Raw genomic sequence first — 22,877 nt, forward strand, 5'->3', positions numbered from 1 at the left:
TTGTTCATTCTGTCCGGACTATTTATGGAATCATGTACTAAGAATTTGAAAGCGATGTTTTTTGCTCTGATTTTATCGCAAGCCTGATCACATAAATCACAACCGAAATTCCCGCGGCAAGTGACACCAGAAAAAGAATCAAAGGAGAATAGTCAGGAATGACGTTAAGCTCGGACACTTCAAAAAAGGGTTTAAGATAAGCTGTCCGTACCATATCCCGCATCATAATCATGGAGAATACCAGAACAAGCACTGAAACCACGGAAGCCCTGACCTTGCGATAAATGCCAAAAACAAGTGTGAGTGCGGTTAAGGCAAGACTGATCAGAAAGATCGTGGTGTGAATCACGCTTTTTCCCATGAAAAGCTGCATAATATCTCCGGGCAGACTCACCAGAAACCAGAAGCCAATGACAATCTGAATCATTGTGGCAGAGGTGAACCACTTCATTCCCTGGTCAGCATTTTCTTTGGCAAAAGCAACTCCTTTCTTTTGTTTCAAAGACCATATGATGGCAATAAAAAGCCCGCCAATGGCCACAGACGCGGTCATAAAGTGGAGAAACCTGGGAAAAAGGCTCGGTTCGGACAGGTTCAGCAATGTTCCATGGGGATTTTGAAAATAGCTCACCCATGATGCCGGCGTCAGCATCATACTCATGTTGTTTGTAAAAAGAAATCCCACAAAAAGGAGAATCAGAACTGTTGCGCCAATAAAATAGCCGCGGGTTCCTCCTGCTTTCGCGTCAAACTTAAATTTGTAAAAATATGCGCTGTAGTAGGCAATGATAAGCAGTCCCACAACAGAGAGCCACCAGACACCCATGAGCAGAGAACTCACATACATGAAATGTCCGTAAAGAACTTGGAGAAACAAAAGCGGCGCGACACCGAAGTTGACAGTAAACGCGATGATGAATGTCAGCTTCCGTGACATATCTCTTTCAAGAGAATCTGTGCTGATTCCGGAATCCCGTTTCAGATAATTAAAAAACGCGATAAATCCGCCCCCCACCATGATATTCATAAAAAGAATATGAAGCATAAATGTCAGAATGAGAAAAAATTTGAACCATCCCCAGGGAACAGGAATGGCATCAGGGGCAGGAACAAGGATCGAGGCATCCATTTTAAAATCTCCTCTTGTTATTCATGTCACTTGATGATCAGGGTTTTGGATCTGTTTTCGACAAAAGCCTGTCATTTCGTCCGAGGACCCGATCAAAAATTTTTTATAGATTTTTTTTCTGAGAACGGCGGAGAAATCCGGCTTTCTGCTCCGGGGACAGCGTACCGTTCCGGGAAAAAGCCGGGTTTCTTGCCCGGACACATCTTTTTTTCTGAGAACGGCGGAGAAACCCGGCTTTCTGCTCCGGGGACAGCGTACCGTTCCGGGAAAAAGCCGGGTTTCTTGCCCGGACACATCTTTTTTTCTGAGAACGGCGGAGAAACCCGGCTTTCTGCTCCGGGGACAGCGTACCGTTCCGGGAAAAAGCCGGGTTTCTTGCCCGGACACATCTTTTTTTCTGAGAACGGCGGAGAAACCCGGCTTTCTGCTCCGGGGACAGCGGATCGTTCCGGGAAAAAGCCGGGTTTCTTGCCCGGACACATCTTTTTTTCTGAGAACGGCGGAGAAACCCGGCTTTCTGCTCCGGGGACAGCGGATCATTCCGGGAAAAAGCCGGGTTTCTTGCCCGGACACATCTTTTTTTCTGAGAACGGCGGAGAAACCCGGCTTTTTGCTCCGGGGACAGCGTACCGTTCCGGGAAAAAGCCGGGTTTCTTGCCCTGTCAGATATCGAAAACTTATGGTTAAATATTTATCAGGATTTTTCGGAAATCATCTGCCCGGTCAGTTCAGCGACAGAGCGAGAGACCAGCTCTCCTTCAAGAAATATCTTTATCTTTGTGTGATCATTGGCGAGATATCTCAGCAGCGGTTTCAATGATTCAGCATCCAAAAGAGCGGCAGTCCGTGCGGCAAGCCCTCGGTGAACGGCATCTTCCGAATTCATATAAGGGGCGAGAAAAGGGGCAGCGTCTTTCACGAGTTCCGGTCTGACCCGGGCCAGTCTTCCCAGCCCCCAGAGAACACCTCTTTGCAAAATTTCATGTTCAATGAAGTTACCATCCTCTCTGATGTAGGAAATAAGAATACAGTGATATTCCTCAGCCAGTTTTTTGCTCTGAGCCATGATTTCGCCCATGGCCTCGGGGGACCCCCAGCCGATCCCGCCGGATTCATCGTTCAGATTCCATAAAAGGCGACGCATGATCACACGGGCCGACTCCGTATCCTGTTCAGCAAGGCGTGAAACAACCATACCCATTGCTGTGACAGCCCGCCATTTTATCATTTCATCGGAATTGTAAAGAAAGGAAAACAGAGGGTTGATCACCTGCCTTGCGGGAAACGGGCGGATTTCTTCAAGGCTTCTTTCAAAATTTTTCTGAGTGAGAAGTTCCAGAATTTTCTTTTTTAATTTTCTGCCGCTGTATTTAATGGTTTTTGACATTTCTGATCATTTGTTATGATAAAAAGTTCAATGTCAGCAGATCGAAAAGTTTTTCGGGCCAAAAGGAGTGCGGAAATGGAGCGAAGCGGAATTTTCGCAATTTCTTCAATGATCCGAAGCGGTTTCTGCGAAAATTCCGCTTCGCTCCATTTCCGAACTCCGGAGAATTGCCATCCGAAATAAGAGGTTAGAAATCTTTTCGATCTACTGAATGTTCAGCTTAGAAAAAATCTTGACAATCAAACAATTTTTTACATATAAAAAAGACGCACGACCGATACGTTCAAACAGAGCGAGGTAGGCCGCGCCGAACTTACTTTCATAAAGGCTCCTGGCATGAGCTGGCTGGGAGCTTTAAAATATGACAACCTCAAAGTTGTCTTCACGATAACGAGCCATACTCGGATGACCGGACATTTCATCCAGTAGTTGCAAAGATTGTTCTTTTGCCGCTTCCAATGTGCCCATTTTGTTTGAACAGGCTTTGCATACGCCATCCGCAAGTCCTGCATCTTTTACCTTTTCCCATAATTGGTGCAGCGGATTTTCCGCTTTTGCCAGTTCAGGGATTAATTTTGTGGCCGAGCCTTCAATGACCACTTTTACTTCCCAGCCTTTTTCTTTCATATCCAGCGCGTTCAGCAGCACATGGATGAAACACATGGGATCACCATTGAATACAAACATCGCAATTTTTTTCATTTTAGCTATCTCATTCCTTTGTTAAGGTTCTTGCCAGAAGATACAATCTGCGGGGCAATTCTTTATAGCTTCGTCAACCTCGGATTCGGGATACATGGGTAATTCGGCAACGCTGACATATCCTAACTCACTGAGATTGAAAACAGAGGGACACACCTCCTCGCATACGCCGCACAGAATACATTCGCTGAGTTCAACAACCGGTATTTTCATAACAGAACTAACCGTTTATCTTCTTTCCGATGATTTTGCCAAGTTCGGTGCATTTTTCCACTGCTGCCTTATCCGGAACATACTGAATTTTGAGACCGGGATCCGCCATTTCAAATTTCATGGCTTCAAGTTCATTGTTAATCAGCTTGACAGATTCGCCGCTCCATCCGTAAGACCCGAAGGCCGCGCCGATTTTATTCAGCGGCTTCAGTCCTTTCATGTAAGTCAGAAAATCGCTGACCGTGGGAAACAGGCCGTTGTTCAATGTGGGAGAGCCGATAATGACGGCCTTTGCGTCCAGGACCTCTGTCATAATATCGCTGCGATGCCATTCTCTGAGCTTCATGGGCCTGACATTCACCCCTTCTTCGGCAAGGCCCGAGGCAATCGCATGTGCCATTGTTTCGGTGCTGTGCCACATGGTATCATAAACAATGACAGCTTTTTTCCTGGTGTTTTCCTGTTTGCTCCATTCCACATAAGCGTTGATGATTTTTCCGGGGTCTTTTCGCCACAAAATCCCGTGGTCAGGACAGATCATATTAAATTCCAGTCCCATTTTTGTGATTTTTTCCACCAACTTGAGAATCAGCGGCGAATAAAGCAGGAGGATATTGGCGAAATACTTCTTTGCATGAGACATGATCACATGACCCACGACATCGTCAAATTTTTCATACCCCGCATAATGCTGACCAAAGGCATCGCTGGAGAAAAGAATTTTGTCTTCTTTCACATAAGTGAACATGCTGTCGGGCCAGTGGAGCATCCGGGTTTCAAGAAAGGTGAGGGTTCTGCTCCCCAGGGTCAGTTCCTCACCATTTTTCAGCGGATGATAGTTCCATTTCTGAGGAAAATGACGGGAAAGATTTTTTTCGCCCATTTGGGAACAGAGCAGCGGCTTGTCTTCTCCGATTCTGTGCATGACCCTCGGCAACCCCCCGGAGTGATCCATTTCCGTGTGATTGCTGATCATGTAGTCAATTTTTTTAGGATCAGCGATCTGAGAAATCTTATCTAAGAGCTGATCTGCAAACTCTTTTTTTACGGTGTCAATAAGGGCAATCTTTTCATCAACAATCAGAAACGAATTGTAACTTGTGCCCATATGGGTGGAATAACCATGGAAATCTCTGATATTCCAATCCGTCACACCGACATCATAGATTCCCTTTGCAATTTCGACCGGTTTCATCTTACTCTCCTCCCCTAAAGCAATCAGTAAATTTGAAAAATTATCTGGTTTCTCCTGGCCTGCATACAGCAGGCTAAGATCATAATTTTGCGGGATCAGGTTTACAATTTTACCAGTGATCCGGTAAAATATTTCAGAAGGGATTTCAAACCCGGTCCGGCAAAAGGACAGACACGAAATGCATCTTCAGATTGCGCTGGCAGGGTGAGCAAGGTGCAAAAAATGAAGCCGGACACCTCCTTGAATGCGGTTTGCCCACCCTGCATGGCCTGATGTGTGTAAGTTGCGAACTCCGTCTGACAAAAGGCAAAAAATTAAAATTGGCGAAGCAAAACACCGCTCCGCTGAAAATCAAATCCCTTTTTACCGGTCAGAGAGCGGTTTGAAAAACGTCTTTTGTCAGCATAAAAGGGCATAGATAAACGATCACATCTCACTCTCCGAGGGTTATTCTTTGCTGAACTCTTCCTTTGAGGCCCCGCATATCGGACATACCCAGTCATCCGGGATATCTTCAAATTTTGTACCGGGATCAATATCATTGTCCGGATCTCCCGCCTCGGGATCATAAACATAACCGCAAACATTGCATACATATTTGTCCATTCCAATATCCTCCTTAAAATTATAAGTTAAATATCATCACTCATCTGTCTCCTGGATTGAGATATTTGCCTGAATACCTCGTTCCGAGAAGCTATCTTTCAGATGCTCTACGACTTTTTCTTCAACCTTCTTTTTAATCAGGGCCGGAGCCAGCTTACCAAAAGCTTTGGCCATGGGAGATTCTTGCTCCGCCACTTCCTGTGAATTTGTTATTTCTATGACGATCATTGATTATAACTCGTTTGTTAAACTGATCACTCTTTTTTCGATCTCATCACGCACATTGCGCATGAATTCAATATCCTCTCCGGCCGGATCCGGCAATTCCCAGTCCCGCATCTCAGCACCTGGTACAAAGGGGCATTCCTCACCGCAGCCCATGGTGATAATCATATCAGGCTTTATTTTTTCAATAGCCGCTTCAATGGACTGAGGCGTGCGAAATTCCATGTCAATTCCTTTTTCCTGCATGGCTTTCACCATGACGGGGCTGATGTTGTCCGCAGGTGTGCTGCCCCCGTTCAGAACCTCAATCTTATCTCCGCTGAGATACTGAGCAAAGGCACTTGCCATCTGACTCCGGCACGCGTTTTCCCGACACGCGAACAAAATTTTTTTTCTGCCCAGAAACGGTGTCAGAAGATTATTCACCGCGGTTTTGACATCCTCAAGCACCGACGGATGTTTTTCCATATCTCCGCGATGTTCGATTTCCCGGTACGTGAGACTGCCTTCATAGCTTGCTCCCACTGCGTCAAAGAAATAAGTTGCCGTCAGGTGAAGACCTTCAAAAAGATTTTTTCCTTTTGTGGCTCCCACGGCAAGTATAAAACCGCGTCTCATCTTCCTGCCGGGATCCGTCAGCTTGAGTTTGTACTTCCTGGCCCAGAGGGTCTGACATCTGTCAATAAGGGCCTTGAGCTGTGCTGTTACATTATAAAAAAACATGGGACTGGCCGCGACAATAACATCAGCCTGACGCAGCAGGGGATAAATTTCATACTTCATGTCATCTTTAATGGGACAAAATCCCTTTTTTTCACAGGTCGTGTATTCCTTACATGGCACGATATTTTTTTTATCCACGTCAACGACATGGGTTTGCGCTCCCAGTTCTTCAGCTTCTTTCATGAAAGCTGAAAGCAAAAAATCCGAGTTTCCTTTTTTACGGGGACTTCCTTGTAATCCAAGTACCAGCATAATCAAAAGCTCCTTAGGGTTATAGACTATCAAAGCAGAGGCACATCACCAGCAATCCCTGCGATATCAGCCGTCAGCTTTTTTCTGATGACACTTTGAACATGAGGTGGGGCCTGTCTTTTCCCCGGCTTTTTTCTTTTCTTTGTGACATTTGACACATTGCTTGTTCATAACCTGCTTTTTTTTCAGCTTTCCCTCAGCTTTTAATTTTTCTATGGAGCCAGGAGCTTGCGGGAATGCCTCATGACAAACATTGCAGTCCTTCAGTGTTTCCTGATGTGTGTGATGGGGAAAAGGAACGATTCCTTTGGTTCCGCCAAAAAGTTCCATATCTTTGGCACCTTTATTCTGTTCCGCAACAGTGTTCTGTTCTGCAACAGTGTTCTGTTCCGCAACGGCCATTGCAGCCACCAGTATCATTCCGATAATTATCGCCGTGATTACTCTTACTTTCACTTCTTGTCTCCTTATGTAAAAAAATTCTGATGATAACGGATTTGGGGGAGGCTTGCGAAAGCCGGCTGAAGAAGCTACTATCAGCGGCTTCTACAGCCAGCTATCATAATCGCGGAATCTGTTAAACTGTTCCGCCGGACTTTGCAATCCGTCGTAGTTTTTTACAGCCTGCGAATTCACAAATGCAAGTTTGCACCGGATTTGCAGGCTTGTCAATAAAAAATTTTGAAATTCCTTTGAAATCGGTTATCAGGACCAATAAAAAATATGAAAGACACTGCCGGATGTTTTGCGACTTCTTTAAAGCCTGCGTTCTTTTGCAGGACAGGGTTGCAAACGGTACCATCCTCAAAAACCCCTTGACGATGTTCATATATTTGTATATTTTTATATCATAAAATCAATTTTTATCTTATATTAGGTTTTAAAAGCGTGTTTGAAAAGTAAAGAATATGAGTAATCATAAGTGGCTGTTTTTTGCCACGAAGACACGAAGACGCGAAGGCTCACGAAGTTTCTTTGTGTCTTCGTGCTTTTGTGGCTGATTTTTTTGCCACGAAGACCCGAAGGTTCGCGAAGTTTCTTTGTGTCACTTTGTGTCTTCGTGCCTTTGTGTCTGATTTTTTTGCCACGAAGTCACGAAGGTTCACGAAGCTTCTTTGTGTCACTTTGTGTCTTCGTGCCTTTGTGGCTGTTTTTTTTGCCACGAAGACACGAAGCCACGAAGGTTCACGAAGTTTCTTTGTGTCACTTTGTGTCTTCGTGCCTTTGTGGCTGATTTTTTTGCCACAAAGACACGAAGTCACGAAGTTTCTTTGTGTCACTTTGTGTCTTCGTGCCTTTGTGGCTGATTTTTTTGCCACGAAGCCACGAAGCCACGAAGGTTCACGAAGCTTCTTTGTGTCACTTTGTGTCTTCGTGCCTTTGTGGCTGATTTTTTTGCCACGAAGATACCGGGAGGCTGTCCCTGACGCCTCTTTAAAAAGACATGTCCTGAAAAAATGCGACCGTGACACGGAGCTATGATCATTCTCTCTTATGACTGCTCATATTCCTTGCTTTTCAAACAGGCTCTAAGAAAAAAATTATCCGGAGTGCCAAACTTGCAGTTTGGCGATATCTCTGATGCCCGGAAACCGGATATTTCTGCCAAACTGCAAGTTTGGCACTCCGTTTGCATGAACTTGAAATCATAAGCTCATTATCTTTAAAGCTTTTAAAATAAGGATCGTTTTTAGAAACAGAGGAAAATATGCTAATCACTGAAATACTGAGTCGGAACGCCAGAGTCTATGGCAATGATGTTGCGCTTGTGGAGAGAGACCCTGCCAGAAATCTGCGCAGAGAAATTACTTGGAAAGAATTTGACACCCAAGCGAATCAGGTTGCCAATGCCCTTATTTCAAGGGGAATCCGGAAAGGGGACAAGGTAATCCATCTGATGATGAACTGCCTTGAATGGCTTCCGATTTATTTCGGAATCCTTCGGACAGGCGCGTGGGCGGTCCCGCTGAACTTCAGATTTTCATCGGATGATATCCGTGTTTCCGCCGAAATCTCAGAAGCAAAGGCCATGATATTCGGCGAAGAATTTATTGAAAGATTGGACCTGGTCAGAAGCATTTCAGATAAAACCGTTTCAACATACATCTTTGCAGGTCCCGAGGAAAAACGGCCGGATTATGCGGAATCATATCATGATTTCTCAGTATCCGCCGGTGTCGAAGAACCGGGCATTGAATTGGATATTTCTGACAGTGCCGCGTTGTATTTCACATCAGGAACCACCGGCAGCCCCAAGGCCGTCCATCTGACCCATCGGAACCTTGAGTTTTCCTGCTATGTTGAAAACCGCCACCACAATCAGACACACGAAGACAATTTTCTGTGCATCCCTCCGCTGTATCACACGGGCGCGAAAATGCACTGGTTCGGCAGCTTTATCGTGGGAGCAAAAGCGGTCATTCTCAAGGGGACAAAACCCGAATATATCCTGGAAGCAGTTTCTGAAGAAAAGGCGACGATTGTATGGCTTCTGGTTCCCTGGGCGCATGATATCCTGATCGCTATGGAAAACAAAGATATCTGTCTTGATGATTATGAATTGGATCAGTGGCGCCTGATGCACATCGGCGCACAGCCTGTCCCTCCCAGTCTCATCCGAAAATGGAAAAACGTCTTTCCTCATCATGAGTATGATACCAATTACGGGCTTACGGAATCCACTGGCCCGGGCTGCGTCCATCTGGGAATCGAAAACACGCACAAGATCGGGGCCATTGGTGTTCCCGGATTTGACTGGGAGTGCATGATTTTTGACCTCGAAAGCCTCGCTGAAAAGATACTGAAACCTGTGTCCCGGGAAGCAGTCGGAGAGCTGGGGACCAGGGGGCCGGGAGTGATGAAGGAATATTACAAGAATCCGGAGGCCACAGAAGCTGCTCTTCTCGATGGCTGGCTCCTGACTGGCGATATCGGTCGTATGGATGAGGACGGGTTCATATGGCTGGTGGATCGGAGAAAGGATATCATTATCACAGGCGGCGAGAATATCTTTCCGGTTGAGATCGAGGATTTTCTTATGAATCATGAAAAGATTCAGGATGTGGGGGTCATTGGTGTGCCAGATGAACGGCTCGGAGAGATTGCCGCGGCTGTCATAAAGGTCAAACCGTCCCGGACGCTGACGGAAGAAGAGGTTATAACCTACTGTGAATCGTTTCCGAGATATAAAAAGCCGAGACGGATCATCTTTGATGATGTCCCGAGAAACCCCACTGGCAAGATCGAAAAAACAAAGCTGAGGAAAAAATACGGAGGAGGCGCGTCAGTGATTCTGAGAAGCTGATATTAGAGTGCGGGGTTCTGGCCGTGATTTTTCTTTCTGGTTTTGTTATCAGCGACATAAGTACCTGAGCAAAAATTTTTCCTGATTGTAACGGATTTAGGGGAGGGCCGACCAAGCCCTGTAAGGGCGGCATATTTGTAGTAGCTGGCCCCCGCCAAGTCCCGTAGGGGCGGCATGTTTGCCTGCCATCACAATATGCCGCCCCTGCGGGGCTTTTTAGCGGCATCTTCTAAATCCGTTATAATCAGTATATTGTAGGTTGGGTCAATTTTAAAATTTAACATAAATTTTAAAAAATTAACTTAACCTACTTGAATTATGCCAGAAAAATTTTACAGCGGCAAAAGATTTAACACGGCGAACCACAGATTGAAGTGACGTAGGATCGCTCTTTCTGTATCCATAAATCTTCAATTCTATAGTAGTGGCAGCGGAATCGCTGTACCATTTCCTGTTCGCCATTTGCGTTAGTCACCAAAAATGTTCCGATACACTCTTCCGGTCCTGGGATGGAACTGCCAATATAACCGTTACTCCCCCCAGGCCCAACAACGACACCACAGCCAGGATTTGATAAACCACCTACGAGAGTTACCATTGCCTTTCTGTCAAGCTCCTTGCTATCTTCCAAATCTTTAATTACGATATTTGTCATTTTTCGTTTTCTCCTTATTTTGCGGTTACATGAACTCTTATCCTTATTTATTATTTCGTTATATATTTTTATATGCATTGTCCGTGCCAACCTGTAATTATTTCCCAGTATATAATATATAATTATTTGTAATTTATATTATTATTTTAAAAAAAAATTTTTCTTTCGCCTTTCTGCTCTGTTGTTAATGTTACATGATACCTGACATATTTTGAAAAATTGTTTGTTCTATAAAAACACATCGCTTTCAAGGGAGTGCAACTGCCGGTTATCAGATTCTGACTTCCGCAACTTCATGAGAGACGAAGAAGCACAGTCATCATACGTTTTTACGTTGTGCGAGCTCAGAAAAATGACACGGGATTATACTGAGAAACAGTTCTATGTAAGCAAAGAAAAATTTTTGGAGGATTGAAGGAAATACAGATGCTTTAGCAAAAGCATTTAAATAAAAATCAGTTTTACAAACATTGGTAAAGTAAAGCCAAGGAAAATAGACAGGAATTTTAACTGTGAGATTTCATACAAAGGATATCTGATTCAAGCAAAACAGGGGACTTTCGTCCCCTGTTTCTTCTGTTAAGTCGTCAAAAATCCGGCATTTCTACATACGGACAAGCGCCCCCTGTTTCTCTATATCCTCATTGCGGCTATCTATCGTAGTCACTTTGTAGCGAATCCTGTAAAATTTATGCAAATAGCCATCAGATCCTGTTTTTACACCCAGGTAGGTCTTTTTGAGCTTCTCTTTGTAAGTATAGCCGCCCATAATACCTGCCATCGCCTGTTTATCAAGCTCCCTGCTGCCTTCCAAGTCTTTGATTAAAATGTTTGTCACCTTAGTTCTCCTTTTTAGTGTTCATTAAATCTGTTATTCTTTTATCTGTTTTTTAATGCATTGTTCATGCCAAATTTACAGAATTTTCGCATATATCATTCTAACTATTTAAAATTGAAAGATATATTTTTTTAAATACTTTTTACTGAATATTTCAAAATATTTTCCATGTCATGAATGTTTTTTTTAACCCAACATATTCAGCAGAAGGTGTTTATTTCATGCCAACAATATTTACATGTGTAAAAAAATAAAACAGCCGGATTTTCTTAAAAACCCGGCTGTTAATTTGAACCAGAGAGCAATATTTTAATGCTCTTTATGGGATATATTCATACTCAAAATAAATTTCCCCCAGAAAGCCAACTCTGTTCATTGACAGTTCTATTCGCCAGGTTCCGGCATCTTCCGGTCCGAAATCTCCGGCCCCGGGAATGAACATCCCTCCATATCCGGGAATATCCTCGGAATTAAAGATGCTGTAAGACTGATACCACTGAGTACTGAATCGTAAGCAGCTTGGATAATCCCCCCAATTAACAGTATAAGGACTATCAGAGAACATCGTCCCGTTTGGCTTATAACATCTCACGTTAAAACTTGAACCGTTTTCAATGTTATCAACACTTACAGAAACAGTCACTGCCTCGTCCAAATTGGTAAACTTATTTTTGACTCCGACCAGTTTTCCAGTTGTCTCATCTATACGCTCACCCGTGGTCATTTCCAAAATGGAAGGGGATGAATATCCTTCCTGATTACCAAAAAATTTCCACTTTTCATCTTCAAAAACGAAGGTCACATCTCCGGTAAACTCATGTTCTGTTTCTGCTCCGGCTTTTGAAACCCGGGTATAAGTGATGGTTCGGTTGACATTTGCCAGATGCTTTCCATCTTTATCTTCATAAGAAACCTGATTAATTTGATAGACGGTATTCTCATAACTGTAATACTCGAAATACCACGCTTTTGCCTCATACTGACAATCGTAATCTTCGCCGTTATTTAAGAAATCCTTTGATATTCTTTCCATAAACAGGGCAATATTGCCCTCGTTCATACTTGTTTCATTATCCAAAGCATAATCATAAACAGTATCATCTGTATCATCATCACAGTCAGTTCCGTTGCAATCCTGATCAATCCCGTCCCCGCATATTTCTTTCGCCCCGGGATGGATATTCGGGTCGCTGTCATCACAATCGCCCTGGTTTTCTGTGTAACCGTCACCGTCCTTATCTTCGGGGGGACAGGTCAGGTCAGTTCCGTTGCAATCCTGATCAATGCCGTCCCCGCATATTTCCTCTGCCCCGGGATGGATATTCGGGTCATCGTCATCACAATCGCCCTGGGTTTCAGTGTAGCCGTCAGCGTCCTTGTCTTCGGGGGGACAGATCAGGTCAGTTCCGTTGCAATCCTGATCAATCCCGTCCCCGCATATTTCTTTCGCCCCGGGATGGATATTCGGGTCATCGTCATCACAATCGCCCTGAGTTTCAGTGTAGCCGTCACCGTCCTTATCTTCGGGGGGACAGGTCAGGTCAGTTCCGTTGCAATCCTGGTCAATTCCGTCTCCGCATATTTCCTCCGCTCCCGGATGGACATTCGGGTCATCGTCATCACAATCGCCCTGAGTTTCAGTGTAGCCGTCACCGTCCTTATCTTCGGGGGGACAGGTCAGGTCAGTTCCGTTGCAATCCTGATCAATCCCGTCCCCGCATATTTCCTCTGCTCCGGGATAGATATTCGGGTCGCTGTCATCGCAGTCGCCATGAGCTTCTGTGTAGCCGTCACCGTCCTTATCTTCCTCGGGACAGGTCAGGTCAGTTCCGTTGCAATCCTGATCAATTCCGTCCCCGCATATTTCTTTCGCCCCGGGATGGATATTCGGATCATCGTCATCACAATCGCCCTGAGTTTCAGTGTAGCCGTCACCGTCCTTATCTTCGGGGGGACAGGTCAGGTCAGTTCCGTTGCAATCCTGATCAATCCCGTCGCCGCAGATTTCTTTCGCCCCGGGATAGATATTCGGGTCGCTGTCATCGCAGTCGCCATGAGTTTCTGTGTAGCCGTCACCGTCCTTGTCTTCGGGGGGACAGATCAGGTCAGTTCCGTTGCAATCCTGATCAATCCCGTCCCCGCATATTTCCTCTGCTCCGGGATGGATATTCGGGTCGCTGTCATCGCAGTCGCCATGAGCTTCTGTGTAGCCGTCACCGTCCTTATCTTCCTCGGGACAGGTCAGGTCAGTTCCGTTGCAATCCTGATCAATTCCGTCCCCGCAAATTTCTTTCGCCCCGGGATGGATATTCGGATCATCGTCATCACAATCGCCCTGAGTTTCAGTGTAGCCGTCACCGTCCTTATCTTCGGGGGGACAGGTCAGGTCAGTTCCGTTGCAATCCTGATCAATCCCGTCTCCGCAGATTTCCTCCGCTCCCGGATGGACATTCGGGTCATCGTCATCACAGTCGCCCTGGTTTTCAGTGTAGCCGTCAGCATCCTTGTCTTCCTCGGGACAGATTAGATCGCTTCCGTTGCAATCCTGATCAATCCCGTCCCCGCAAATTTCCTCTGCTCCGAGATGGATATTCGGGTCATCGTCATCACAATCGCCCTGAGTTTCAGTGTAGCCGTCACCGTCCTTATCTTCGGGGGGACAGATCAGATCGCTTCCGTTGCAATCCTGATCAATCCCGTCGCCGCAGATTTCTTTCGCCCCGGGATAGATATTCGGGTCGCTGTCGTCACAGTCGCCCTGAGTTTCAGTGTAGCCGTCATCGTCATCATCCACATCTTTCGGATCCGTGTCACAGGACATATCATTTCCGTCGCAATCCTGATCAATGCCGTCGCCGCAAATTTCCTCTGCCCCGGGATAAATATCAGCGTCATCATCATTGCAGTCATCCTGGATCTGGGTGTAACCATCACCATCCTTGTCTATATCATTCAGACCTGATTCCTCGCCATCACCGCCGCTACATCCGAACAATGCAAAGATCATTGTCAGAAAAATAAATAATACCCTGATTTTTTTCATTTAGCAAAACTCTCCTTTTTTTAAAAAAATATTATAAGTGAACCTTAAGTACCTGAGCAAAAGTTTTTTATATTTGCCCGGGAAGAAACCCGGCTTTTTTCCCGGAATGACCCGCCGCCCGTGAAGGAAAAAGGCGGGTTTCTCCGCAGTTCGCAGAAAAAAGATATATAAAAAATTTTTGCACAGGTACTTATTTGCTAAAAAACGAGAAGAGTTTGTTCATAAAGTATCGGATTCGTCAATGGGGTGAAAGGAGTATTATGGGAGAGGAATATGCTATTTATAGGGAAGTTATCCAAGTAACAGCATTTTAACCATTCGAATAAAACTTGACAGGTACGGCCATACAGGGTAAGCAGTGCGGTGGGTTGCGCTTCGCTCCACCCACCCTACGTTCCTACAGGTACGGCCATACAGGGTAAGCAGTGCGGTGGGTTGCGCTTCGCTCCACCCACCCTACGTTCCTACAGGTACGGCCATACAGGGTAAGCAGTGCGGTGGGTTGCGCTTCGCTCCACCCACCCTACGTTCCTATATTCGGCATCCTTCATATTTGCCCAAAAGTACTTTACACTTTTGGTGATTTGAAAAAAAGTCCATTTTTTTTCAATCTACAAATTTTGTAGCTAAATAAAAGTAATATTTACAAATAGATATTGTAAAATCTACAAATTTTGTAGTTTTTTACACACTTCAAACATGATTAGCTAAAATTAACTACAAAATTTGTAGTTTTTTTGTAATAGGTTGTTTATATTATAAAAATAATCAAAATTATCATGAATTAAAAAAAACATAAAAAATTCATTTTAGCTGAAAGTGTAAACTACTAAATGAAGGATGCCCTATATTCCGGGTATTTTGTTTTTGGGGAAATCCCTAAATTAATCCATGCAGATGGGACAATAAAAAAAATTCGTGAGATGTTCCCCCTTTTCGGGTATATTGAACACCTCACGAATTCCTATTTTCATCAACAAACTACCGCGGCTGAAAATCAGGCAGCATCTTTATTATAGCAAATTCGACAGCAGGACAAACATCGGTTTGATTCAGCGATAGCCTCCTCTTCGGTGAGAACCTGATCCACTTCAATAAAAGATGTGATTCTTTCCTTCACGGGTAATTCCGTCATTTTTGCTCTCGGGGTTTTTACAACTCCCGGAACCGAGTCAAAAATTGTTCCCGGAATATTCTTTTTAAAGAGTGACTTGGGAACAGGTTTGATCTCTTCGCCAGTAAGATACTGGTGAATTGACCTTGCGGCCCTTCTTCCGCCGCCAATGGCCTCGACAACCAGAGACGGACCCGTGGCCGAATCTCCCCCTGTGAATATATAAGGAATGCTCGACTGGAGGGTTTCAGGATCCGAATCAATGGTATTCCATCGGGTAATATTGAGATCATCAAGACGCTTTGAACTCTCTTTAAAAGAAACATCCGGGCGCTGTCCGATGGCTGTGATGACCATATCCACTTCAAGAAGGGTTTCAGACCCCTCAACCGGCACAGGGCGGCGTCTTCCGCTGGCATCCGGCTCTCCCAGTTCCATCTTGAGATATTCCAGATGCGTGGCATTTTCGTCCTCATCCCCCACAACACGGACAGGGGCAGCCAGGAATTGAAATTTGACACCTTCATGTTCCGCGGCTTCAATCTCAACTTCGTTCGCAGGCATTTCCGCCCGGGTCCGGCGATACACAATCCACACTTCCTCAGTGCCCAGCCGGATAAGGTTACGCACACAGTCAATCGCGGAGTTTCCCCCGCCGATGACAGCGGCCTTTCGGGGAACCGAAAATTTTTCACCGCTTGCGAGTCTTGACAGAAAATCAATGCCAGTATAACATCCGTTCAGTTTTTCACCATCCACGCCCAAGTTATAATCCACCCACGCGCCGACGCCCATAAAGACAGCGTCATAACCTTCAAACGCCAAGGAACCCATATCAAAATCCTCGCCAAATTTTGCATTGACGCGGGCCTCGATGCCCAGGTTCAGGATGCCCTCGATTTCCCAGTCCAGAATTTTTTTGGGAAGACGGTATTCAGGGATACCGTATCGGATCATTCCGCCCAGATGCGGCATGGACTCAAAAATGGTGACACCATGGCCCAGGCGACGCAGAAAGAAAGCACAGCTCAGACCCGCCGGCCCGCCGCCGATGACCGCAACCCGTTTTCCTGTATCCGGTGCGCAGGGGATGGGAATCCGTTTTCCCGAATTCATTTCAAAATCCGCAACAAAACGCTTCAGCTGGTTTATGGAAACCGGCTCATCTTCAATTCCCCGGCGGCAACGATCTTCACAGGGATGAGGACACACACGGCCGCAGGATAAGAGCAGCGGATTCCGTTCCCGGATGGTATTCACAGCCCCTTCATAATCTCCGTTTCGGATCTGGGCAATATATTTGGGAATATCAATTTCAGCGGGGCAGGTCTGCCTGCACGGGGCCAGCGCGTCATCCTCCGCATTCATATGAAGCAATCGCTGAGACATGGTTTTGACCGTGAGGATATTTTTCGGACAGGCCCGCTGACACGCGCCACATCCCACACACTTTGTCTCATCAACAACCGGATATCCCTCCGGTCCCATGTGAATGGCATCAAACGCACAGGATCTGATACAATCGCCAAACCCGAGACATCCGATCTCACATTCCCGTCTCCCGCCGTAAAGTGCTGAAACTGCCTTGCAGGTGTTCAGGCCCGTGTAATAATATTTATTCGCGGCCCTGTTTCCGCCGTTACACTCATTGTAAGACTTGAGCGGTTCGGCAGTGCCCGCATCCAATCCCATCACAGCCGCGACATTTGCCGCTGCTTCGGCACCGGCCACAATGCAGACGCTGGGAGGTGCATTGCCTTCAACCACCGCAACAGCGGCCGCTGAACATCCGGCATATCCGCATCCTCCGCAGTTTGCGCCTGCAAGAAAACCCTCCACTTCTGCAATCCGAGGGTCTTCATAGACATAAAATACTTTTGAGGCAACACTCAGTACCGAGCCGCATGCCGCTCCAATACCCAACATAAAAAGTATGGCTTCTATCACGATGATCTCCTCATTTTTAAATCCGAAATCTGAAGCAAATCTGACATTTGCTTCAGATTTTCACATTATACCATCCCTTTGAATGCAAAAAACGTCAGGGAAAGAATTCCCGCGATGACAAGCGCGATGGATGTGTCCTGAAGCGGTTTGGGAACTCTGGCTAAAAGAACCCGCTCACGCACGCCCGCGAAAAGAATCAGTGCAAGCCCGAATCCCACCGCATAACTGAACGATGATACCAGCGCCTGAACAAAGGTATATTCTTCATTGACATTAATCAGACAGACACCCATGACCGCACAGTTTGTGGTGATCAGGGGCAGAAAAATTCCCAGTCCCGCATACAAAGCAGGAATACTCTTTTTCAAAAACATCTCAACAAACTGCACAAGGGATGCAATAACAAGGATAAAAGCAATCGTTCTCAGATAATCAAGGCCGAACTTGGCTAGCACATAAGTATTCACAATCCATGTGATAACACCTGCCATGACCAGAACAAAAACGACAGCAAACGCCATACCTACAGCGGTCTCCATTTTTTTGGATGTCCCCATAAAAGGACAATTGCCAAGATACTGGGCAAGCAGAATATTATTTATGAGGATACAACTAATGGCAAGAATGATATAATCCATCTATATTCTCCTAACTTTGTGATTGGTGATTTGGGATTGGTGATTTGGGATTGGTGATTTGGGATTTGTGACTTGGGATTTGTGACTTGCTTCCAATTCCTCAATCGCCAATTACAAGTCACCAATCCCCAATCACAAATCACCAATCCCCGATCCCCGATCACAAATAACTATTTACTTCCGGCAAGGTTCATCAGACAAAGCATCAGTCCGAGACAGACAAAGGCCCCGGGGGCTTCAACCATGAATGCAAATGGCTGAAAGGAAGGTCCGAATATTTGTATCGGAGTTTCCCAAAACGTCAGTGTTCCGTTTCCAAACAACTCCCGAACAGCGCCAAGACAGCCGAGGGATATGGTGAAACCGATACCCATGCCCAGCCCGTCCGCGATTGAACGTACAACACCGTTTTTGGACGCGAACGCCTCAGACCGGCCCAGAACAATACAGTTTACCACAATAAGCGGTATGAATATACCCAGCTTGAGGAACAGCGGATATGCAAATGCCTGCATGAGCAGTTCCACGACTGTCACAAATGTGGCGATAATAATAATAAAACAAGCGATTCTGACTTTTGACGGAATGATTTTCCGCAGCATGGACACGAGCATATTGGAACATACCAGAACAAATGTTGTCGCAAGCCCCATTCCGATTCCGTTTTCAACGGTTTTGGTGACTGCCAGCACCGGGCAGAGTCCCAGCACGAGTCTGAACGGCGGTATTTCTTCCCACAAACCTTTTGCAAATTCCTGAGCAAGAGACTTGGCCATATTTTTTCTCCCTTATTGTGTGATTTGTGATTTGTGATTTGTGGTTTGCGGTTTGTGATTTGTGATTTGCGATTTGCGATTTGTGATTTGTGATTTGCGATTTGTGATTTGCGATTTGCGATTTGCGATTTGTGATTTTCTCAGTCTCTGATCACAAGCCACCAATCCCTAATCCCTAATCCCCAATCACCAATCCCTAATCACCAATCCCTGATCACCCATCCCTAATCACCAATCACCAATCCCTGATCACCCATCACCCATCACCCATCATCACTACTTATTGAAGGCTTTTAATTTTTCTTCGAGTTGCGGTTTCAGTCGTTTATATACGTCAGCGACATCTGTTGCCGCGCTGCATACTGCACGGGATGTAATTGTCGCGCCGCTGATAGCACCGATGGCTCCTCCGTCATTTGTGACTTTTATCGGCTCTTTTACAGAAACACCTTTGAACTGAGCAGCGAAATCGGGATCTGATTTTGCCTTTGCTCCCATGCCCGGTGTTTCAGCGTGAGTGGTCACACCGACACCGATAATCGTGTCATCTTTCAAATTAATACCGACCATCAGACCCACGTCGCCGCCATATCCTTTTCCGTAGCTTTCAAGAGCAACTGACCGGGCTTCTCCGTCAAATACGCCCACGAAAAAGCTTCTTTCAATTTCACCGTCTGTCAGTTTAAACCGGTCGGCAATGGGATTATTCGACGCGCCCTCAAATATAGCGTTGATTGCGGGTCCTTTAACAAACTGCAACTGCTGGTTTTCGATTTTCTCCTTGGTGTTATCACGTATGGCAGCAAGCAGACCGCCGGAAAACGCACTCAGGATTGTAAGAACGAGAACCATTCTTATCATTTCACGCATTCTTTAACCACCTTTCTGGGTTTGAAACTTGAGTTTGAAACTTGAAACTTGAAACTTGAAACTTGAGATTTTTCAATTTTCAATTCTCAATTCTTATTTCCCACTTCCCAGGGCTTTTGGTCTGATCTTGTCCAAAAGCGGACTCAGAAGATTGATAACCAGGATAGCGAAAATCACACCATCCGCATATACACCGATATTCCTTATGAGTACAGTCATCATCCCTCCGAGAAATCCGTAAAGAATCATGGGGATGAAATTCACTGGCGAAGGTGAATCTTCGGTTGCCAGGAAAAAGGCACCGATCAGGGTATAACCGGTCAAAAGGTGAAACATAGGCCCGGCGTACTTGGCAGGATCAGACGCGTTGAACAGGAGAGCCGTTATAAACACACCGACTATAAATGAAAGGGATATTTCCCATCGGATAAATCCCCTGATGATAAGATAAAGTCCGCCAAGAATAAGCCCCAGTCCGAAAGTCGAGCCGATTCCGCCTAACTGTTTGCCCATCAGAAGATCGCCTGTGCTGAAAACATCAATGGCAGATACACCAAAATTTTTCACCGCAGTAAGCGGATAAATCATGGCAAAATCAAGTTCATAATTAACAAGCATTTCATCAAAATCGAAAATGCCTTTCCAAGACAGCATCAGTATGGCAATTGCCACTGTCGGCGCATTAAAAGGGTTGCCACCGATGCCGCCAAAGATATGCTTTCCGATAACAACGGCAATAAATGTGCCTGTGATGACCGCCCACCAAGGGGCTGTCGCGGGCATCAGCATGGCAAAGATAATGCCGATCATGGCAGCGTTTCCATCTCCTATGGTTACGGGCTGCTTTGTCACACGATTAAATGCAAGTTCCCAGAGGATTGCGGAAGAAACCGCGAGACACACCATTCCCAGGGCAGCTACGCCGTAATGAATGATGCCCAGAATCACCGCGGGCAATACTGCAAATATGGTATGATAGCTTCGTTCGAATACCCCACTCCCATTGTGCCAGAAAGGAGCGTGTGAAACAATGAATTTTTTTTGATTAAGCATTCGTCTCCTCCGTATTCATCCGGCCCAGTTCATATTTTGCCAGCCTGATATGCTGAAAAACCGGCATTCTTGACGGACAGACAACAGTGCAAAGCCCGCATTCGATGCAGGAATGCAGATCATACTCGTCTGCCGCTGTTTCATATTCTCCTGCTTCACAAAATCTGACAAGCATATTTACCGCTATCCGGGCAGGACAGATTCTCACACATTCTCCGCAATTGATACAGGGATAGTCCGAAACAAGGGCCACGTCCTCACTGTCCTGAACCATGATGGCGTCAGTGTCCGGCTGAACCGGATGATCCTCGGAATAGACAGCCGAACCGGCCATGGGACCCCCGATAATTATCCTGTCTTTTTCACTCAGGGCAACATCACATGCATTGAAAATATCGCGAATCGGTGTTCCGATTCTGGCCTCAACCAATACCCGGGTCATATCTTTTTTGATCAGGGTCAGTGTTTTTGTCACAGGTATCTGCTTGTTGGTAAACGCACTGGCCACAGATGCGACAGCTTCGGCGCTGAAAAAGCACACGCCCATATCTTCGCATGTACTTTCCGCGGGAACCGGCTGTCCCAAAATATCTTTCATAATCATCCGGGGAAGTGCGGCCGGATATTCAGAGCCCACAACCCTCAGTTCCACGCCGGAAGTTCCCCCGATGGCACTGGCCTTTTTCACCAGACTCTGGGAAGAAACAACAACGACCTGATCCACCCCTGTGATTCTTTTCAGAATGCTGACACCCTTGTTGATGGCATCGGTGCGGGACTTCACCACACACTGATTTGAAAAAACCACCGGATCATTGTCTGCCGCGCAGACCACAAGTGTCTTTATTGGTTTGTCAGGATCAGAAAACACCTGCATGGAAGGACATCCCGGGGCAAAATCAAGAAAATCTTTTGCCGCTTCAAGGGTGATATCCTTGGCGGAAATTCCGAATTGTTCATCCTGTTCTTCTTGTTTGGCAACATCAATTGAAATTGCCGTATAAGACGCGTTAAAATCGCCTGTATAGGGAGTTACGGATGATATGGTTCCTGTGACAGAAGAAATTATGTAAGAATCACTGTCCTCACAAAGCAAAAGCTTCTGTCCGGTCTTAACCTTGTCCCCGGGACTGAGCAAGACAGAGTTTTTCTGCCCGCAGGGTTCCTTGAAAAAAAGCGTGACCTTCTTCGGCATCGGAATTTTTTCAGGTTCCGCGGGCGTGCTGTCTGTTGCTTGATATTCAAACCGAGGCTTTGCCAAACCAAAAAATGATCTTCTCATCATAATATAAGGTTCCATTAAAAAACCGTTAAAAGTTGTTGTAAGACAGAAATTGAAAATTGGAAATCAGAAAAAGGAACGGTAAACGTCTGCTTCCCAGTTTCCAGTTTCCTTAAAAACTATACTTGACATGACATGATTCACATTCCACGGGACCGGCTTCCTGTTCTTTATGGCAGCCGATACATTGCTGATGAAGCGCATCCGTTTTTTTCATCATGCTGTCCATTTCGATCTCATCCGCCTCATGACAGTCCAAACATATCTGAGGGGCTGATCCGTCTGCTGGCAGAACATGGCATTCCCGGCATGCCGGGCTGTCTTCACTGTCTTCAGGATGATGATGACAGGCGTTACAGGCAAGACCATAACCTGATTCTGCCGTATGGGTCTTGTGGTCGAACAAAACCTTACCTGTGGAGCATTGAAACATCATTCTTACCGGTTCCTCCGGGACATCTGCGGAAGAGACCGTGTAACTTAGGATGCCCACGAGCAACAAAACAATAGCCAGACCATAAGCCAGTTGCAGCTCTTTTTTTGAAGTCATTTTGAATAGTTCCTTTCAAATTTTATGGTCATTAAACAAAAAAGTGGGTCAGATAAAATCGTGTACCGCCTATCATAATGCTGAAAAGCTTGCAAGTCCTTTTTTTATACCTGGGAAAAGAAATAATACCTGATGACCTGTTTTTCTGATGCTTGTTTTATAAATTATTTAATTTAAATAAGTTATAAAGGTATGAATCCCTGTGCCAACGACACAGATTGTTTGTTTTGGATTATTTAACCTATTGATTTTATTGACTAAATATTAAAGTGCTGTTTTTCAGACTTTTTCAATTAAATCAGATAATTAAAAAAATATGAGTATTAAATAATAAAAATTCAGTTGCCAGTTATCTGTTTATCAAGTATGTGGGCA

General features: G+C 45.4%; 21 protein-coding genes. 1 reads left to right on the forward strand and 20 read right to left on the reverse strand.

What is annotated here, in order from left to right; translation table 11 throughout:
* Positions 1 to 37: 37 nt before the first annotated feature.
* From dnm_RS22025 to dnm_RS22070, 10 genes are all read right to left on the reverse strand, one after another.
* On the reverse strand, positions 38 to 1,129 hold the full coding sequence (locus dnm_RS22025; RefSeq protein WP_207679046.1) for a hypothetical protein: 1,092 nt from the start codon (positions 1,127 to 1,129) through the stop codon (positions 38 to 40).
* Between the two features lie 694 nt (positions 1,130 to 1,823).
* Positions 1,824 to 2,516 carry a DVU0298 family protein gene (locus dnm_RS22030; RefSeq protein ID WP_207679047.1) on the reverse strand — a complete coding sequence of 231 codons (693 nt, stop codon included), beginning with the start codon at positions 2,514 to 2,516 and terminating at the stop codon, positions 1,824 to 1,826.
* Positions 2,517 to 2,870: 354 nt separating this feature from the next.
* A complete protein-coding gene (locus tag dnm_RS22035) occupies positions 2,871 to 3,218 on the reverse strand; it encodes a DsrE family protein (RefSeq protein ID WP_207679048.1) in 348 nt (115 codons plus the stop codon).
* Positions 3,219 to 3,239: 21 nt separating this feature from the next.
* Positions 3,240 to 3,431: a ferredoxin gene (locus dnm_RS22040; RefSeq protein WP_207679049.1), complete on the reverse strand. Its 192-nt coding sequence runs from the start codon at positions 3,429 to 3,431 to the stop codon at positions 3,240 to 3,242.
* A gap of 7 nt (positions 3,432 to 3,438) precedes the next feature.
* The gene (locus tag dnm_RS22045) at positions 3,439 to 4,626 is read right to left on the reverse strand and encodes an FprA family A-type flavoprotein (RefSeq protein ID WP_207679050.1); all 1,188 of its coding nucleotides are present in this window, start codon (positions 4,624 to 4,626) and stop codon (positions 3,439 to 3,441) included.
* 447 nt (positions 4,627 to 5,073) lie between these two features.
* On the reverse strand, positions 5,074 to 5,232 hold the full coding sequence (gene rd / locus dnm_RS22050) for a rubredoxin (RefSeq protein WP_207679051.1): 159 nt from the start codon (positions 5,230 to 5,232) through the stop codon (positions 5,074 to 5,076).
* Between the two features lie 36 nt (positions 5,233 to 5,268).
* The gene (locus tag dnm_RS22055; protein WP_207679052.1) at positions 5,269 to 5,460 is read right to left on the reverse strand and encodes a hypothetical protein; all 192 of its coding nucleotides are present in this window, start codon (positions 5,458 to 5,460) and stop codon (positions 5,269 to 5,271) included.
* Between the two features lie 3 nt (positions 5,461 to 5,463).
* Positions 5,464 to 6,432 (reverse strand): NAD(P)H-dependent oxidoreductase, encoded by a 969-nt coding sequence (locus tag dnm_RS22060; RefSeq protein ID WP_207679053.1) that lies wholly within the window; start codon positions 6,430 to 6,432, stop codon positions 5,464 to 5,466.
* Between the two features lie 66 nt (positions 6,433 to 6,498).
* Positions 6,499 to 6,888 carry a cytochrome c3 family protein gene (locus dnm_RS22065; protein WP_246556058.1) on the reverse strand — a complete coding sequence of 130 codons (390 nt, stop codon included), beginning with the start codon at positions 6,886 to 6,888 and terminating at the stop codon, positions 6,499 to 6,501.
* 506 nt (positions 6,889 to 7,394) lie between these two features.
* Positions 7,395 to 7,904: a hypothetical protein gene (locus dnm_RS22070; protein WP_207679054.1), complete on the reverse strand. Its 510-nt coding sequence runs from the start codon at positions 7,902 to 7,904 to the stop codon at positions 7,395 to 7,397.
* 236 nt (positions 7,905 to 8,140) lie between these two features.
* Between dnm_RS22070 and dnm_RS22075 the strand changes: the two genes are divergently transcribed.
* Positions 8,141 to 9,736 carry a class I adenylate-forming enzyme family protein gene (locus dnm_RS22075; protein ID WP_207679055.1) on the forward strand — a complete coding sequence of 532 codons (1,596 nt, stop codon included), beginning with the start codon at positions 8,141 to 8,143 and terminating at the stop codon, positions 9,734 to 9,736.
* A 349-nt stretch (positions 9,737 to 10,085) separates the two neighbouring features.
* On the opposite strand, the gene dnm_RS22080 is transcribed toward dnm_RS22075, so the two are convergent.
* The 10 genes from dnm_RS22080 to dnm_RS22125 form a co-directional block, all read right to left on the reverse strand.
* On the reverse strand, positions 10,086 to 10,391 hold the full coding sequence (locus dnm_RS22080) for a hypothetical protein (RefSeq protein ID WP_207679056.1): 306 nt from the start codon (positions 10,389 to 10,391) through the stop codon (positions 10,086 to 10,088).
* Between the two features lie 604 nt (positions 10,392 to 10,995).
* Positions 10,996 to 11,229, reverse strand: a complete 234-nt coding sequence (locus dnm_RS22085; protein WP_207679057.1) for a hypothetical protein — start codon at positions 11,227 to 11,229, stop codon at positions 10,996 to 10,998.
* A 319-nt stretch (positions 11,230 to 11,548) separates the two neighbouring features.
* Positions 11,549 to 14,272, reverse strand: a complete 2,724-nt coding sequence (locus tag dnm_RS22090) for a putative metal-binding motif-containing protein (protein WP_207679058.1) — start codon at positions 14,270 to 14,272, stop codon at positions 11,549 to 11,551.
* A gap of 997 nt (positions 14,273 to 15,269) precedes the next feature.
* A complete protein-coding gene (locus dnm_RS22095) occupies positions 15,270 to 17,333 on the reverse strand; it encodes an FAD-dependent oxidoreductase (protein WP_207679059.1) in 2,064 nt (687 codons plus the stop codon).
* Positions 17,334 to 17,398: 65 nt separating this feature from the next.
* Positions 17,399 to 17,971: an electron transport complex subunit RsxA gene (gene rsxA / locus dnm_RS22100; RefSeq protein WP_207679060.1), complete on the reverse strand. Its 573-nt coding sequence runs from the start codon at positions 17,969 to 17,971 to the stop codon at positions 17,399 to 17,401.
* Positions 17,972 to 18,141: 170 nt separating this feature from the next.
* Positions 18,142 to 18,747, reverse strand: coding sequence for an electron transport complex subunit RsxE (gene rsxE / locus dnm_RS22105; RefSeq protein ID WP_207679061.1), 606 nt, complete (start codon positions 18,745 to 18,747; stop codon positions 18,142 to 18,144).
* 276 nt (positions 18,748 to 19,023) lie between these two features.
* Positions 19,024 to 19,617 (reverse strand): RnfABCDGE type electron transport complex subunit G, encoded by a 594-nt coding sequence (gene rnfG, locus dnm_RS22110; protein ID WP_207679062.1) that lies wholly within the window; start codon positions 19,615 to 19,617, stop codon positions 19,024 to 19,026.
* A gap of 93 nt (positions 19,618 to 19,710) precedes the next feature.
* Complete coding sequence (locus dnm_RS22115) at positions 19,711 to 20,670, reverse strand: RnfABCDGE type electron transport complex subunit D (RefSeq protein WP_207679063.1); 960 nt, start codon at positions 20,668 to 20,670, stop codon at positions 19,711 to 19,713.
* A complete protein-coding gene (locus tag dnm_RS22120) occupies positions 20,663 to 21,955 on the reverse strand; it encodes a 4Fe-4S dicluster domain-containing protein (protein WP_207679064.1) in 1,293 nt (430 codons plus the stop codon). Before dnm_RS22120 ends, dnm_RS22115 begins: the two co-directional genes overlap by 8 nt.
* A gap of 109 nt (positions 21,956 to 22,064) precedes the next feature.
* Complete coding sequence (locus dnm_RS22125; protein WP_207679065.1) at positions 22,065 to 22,502, reverse strand: cytochrome c3 family protein; 438 nt, start codon at positions 22,500 to 22,502, stop codon at positions 22,065 to 22,067.
* Positions 22,503 to 22,877: the final 375 nt, after the last annotated feature.

This window comes from Desulfonema magnum (assembly GCF_017377395.1).
Lineage (GTDB): Bacteria > Desulfobacterota > Desulfobacteria > Desulfobacterales > 4be13 > Desulfonema_C > Desulfonema_C magnum.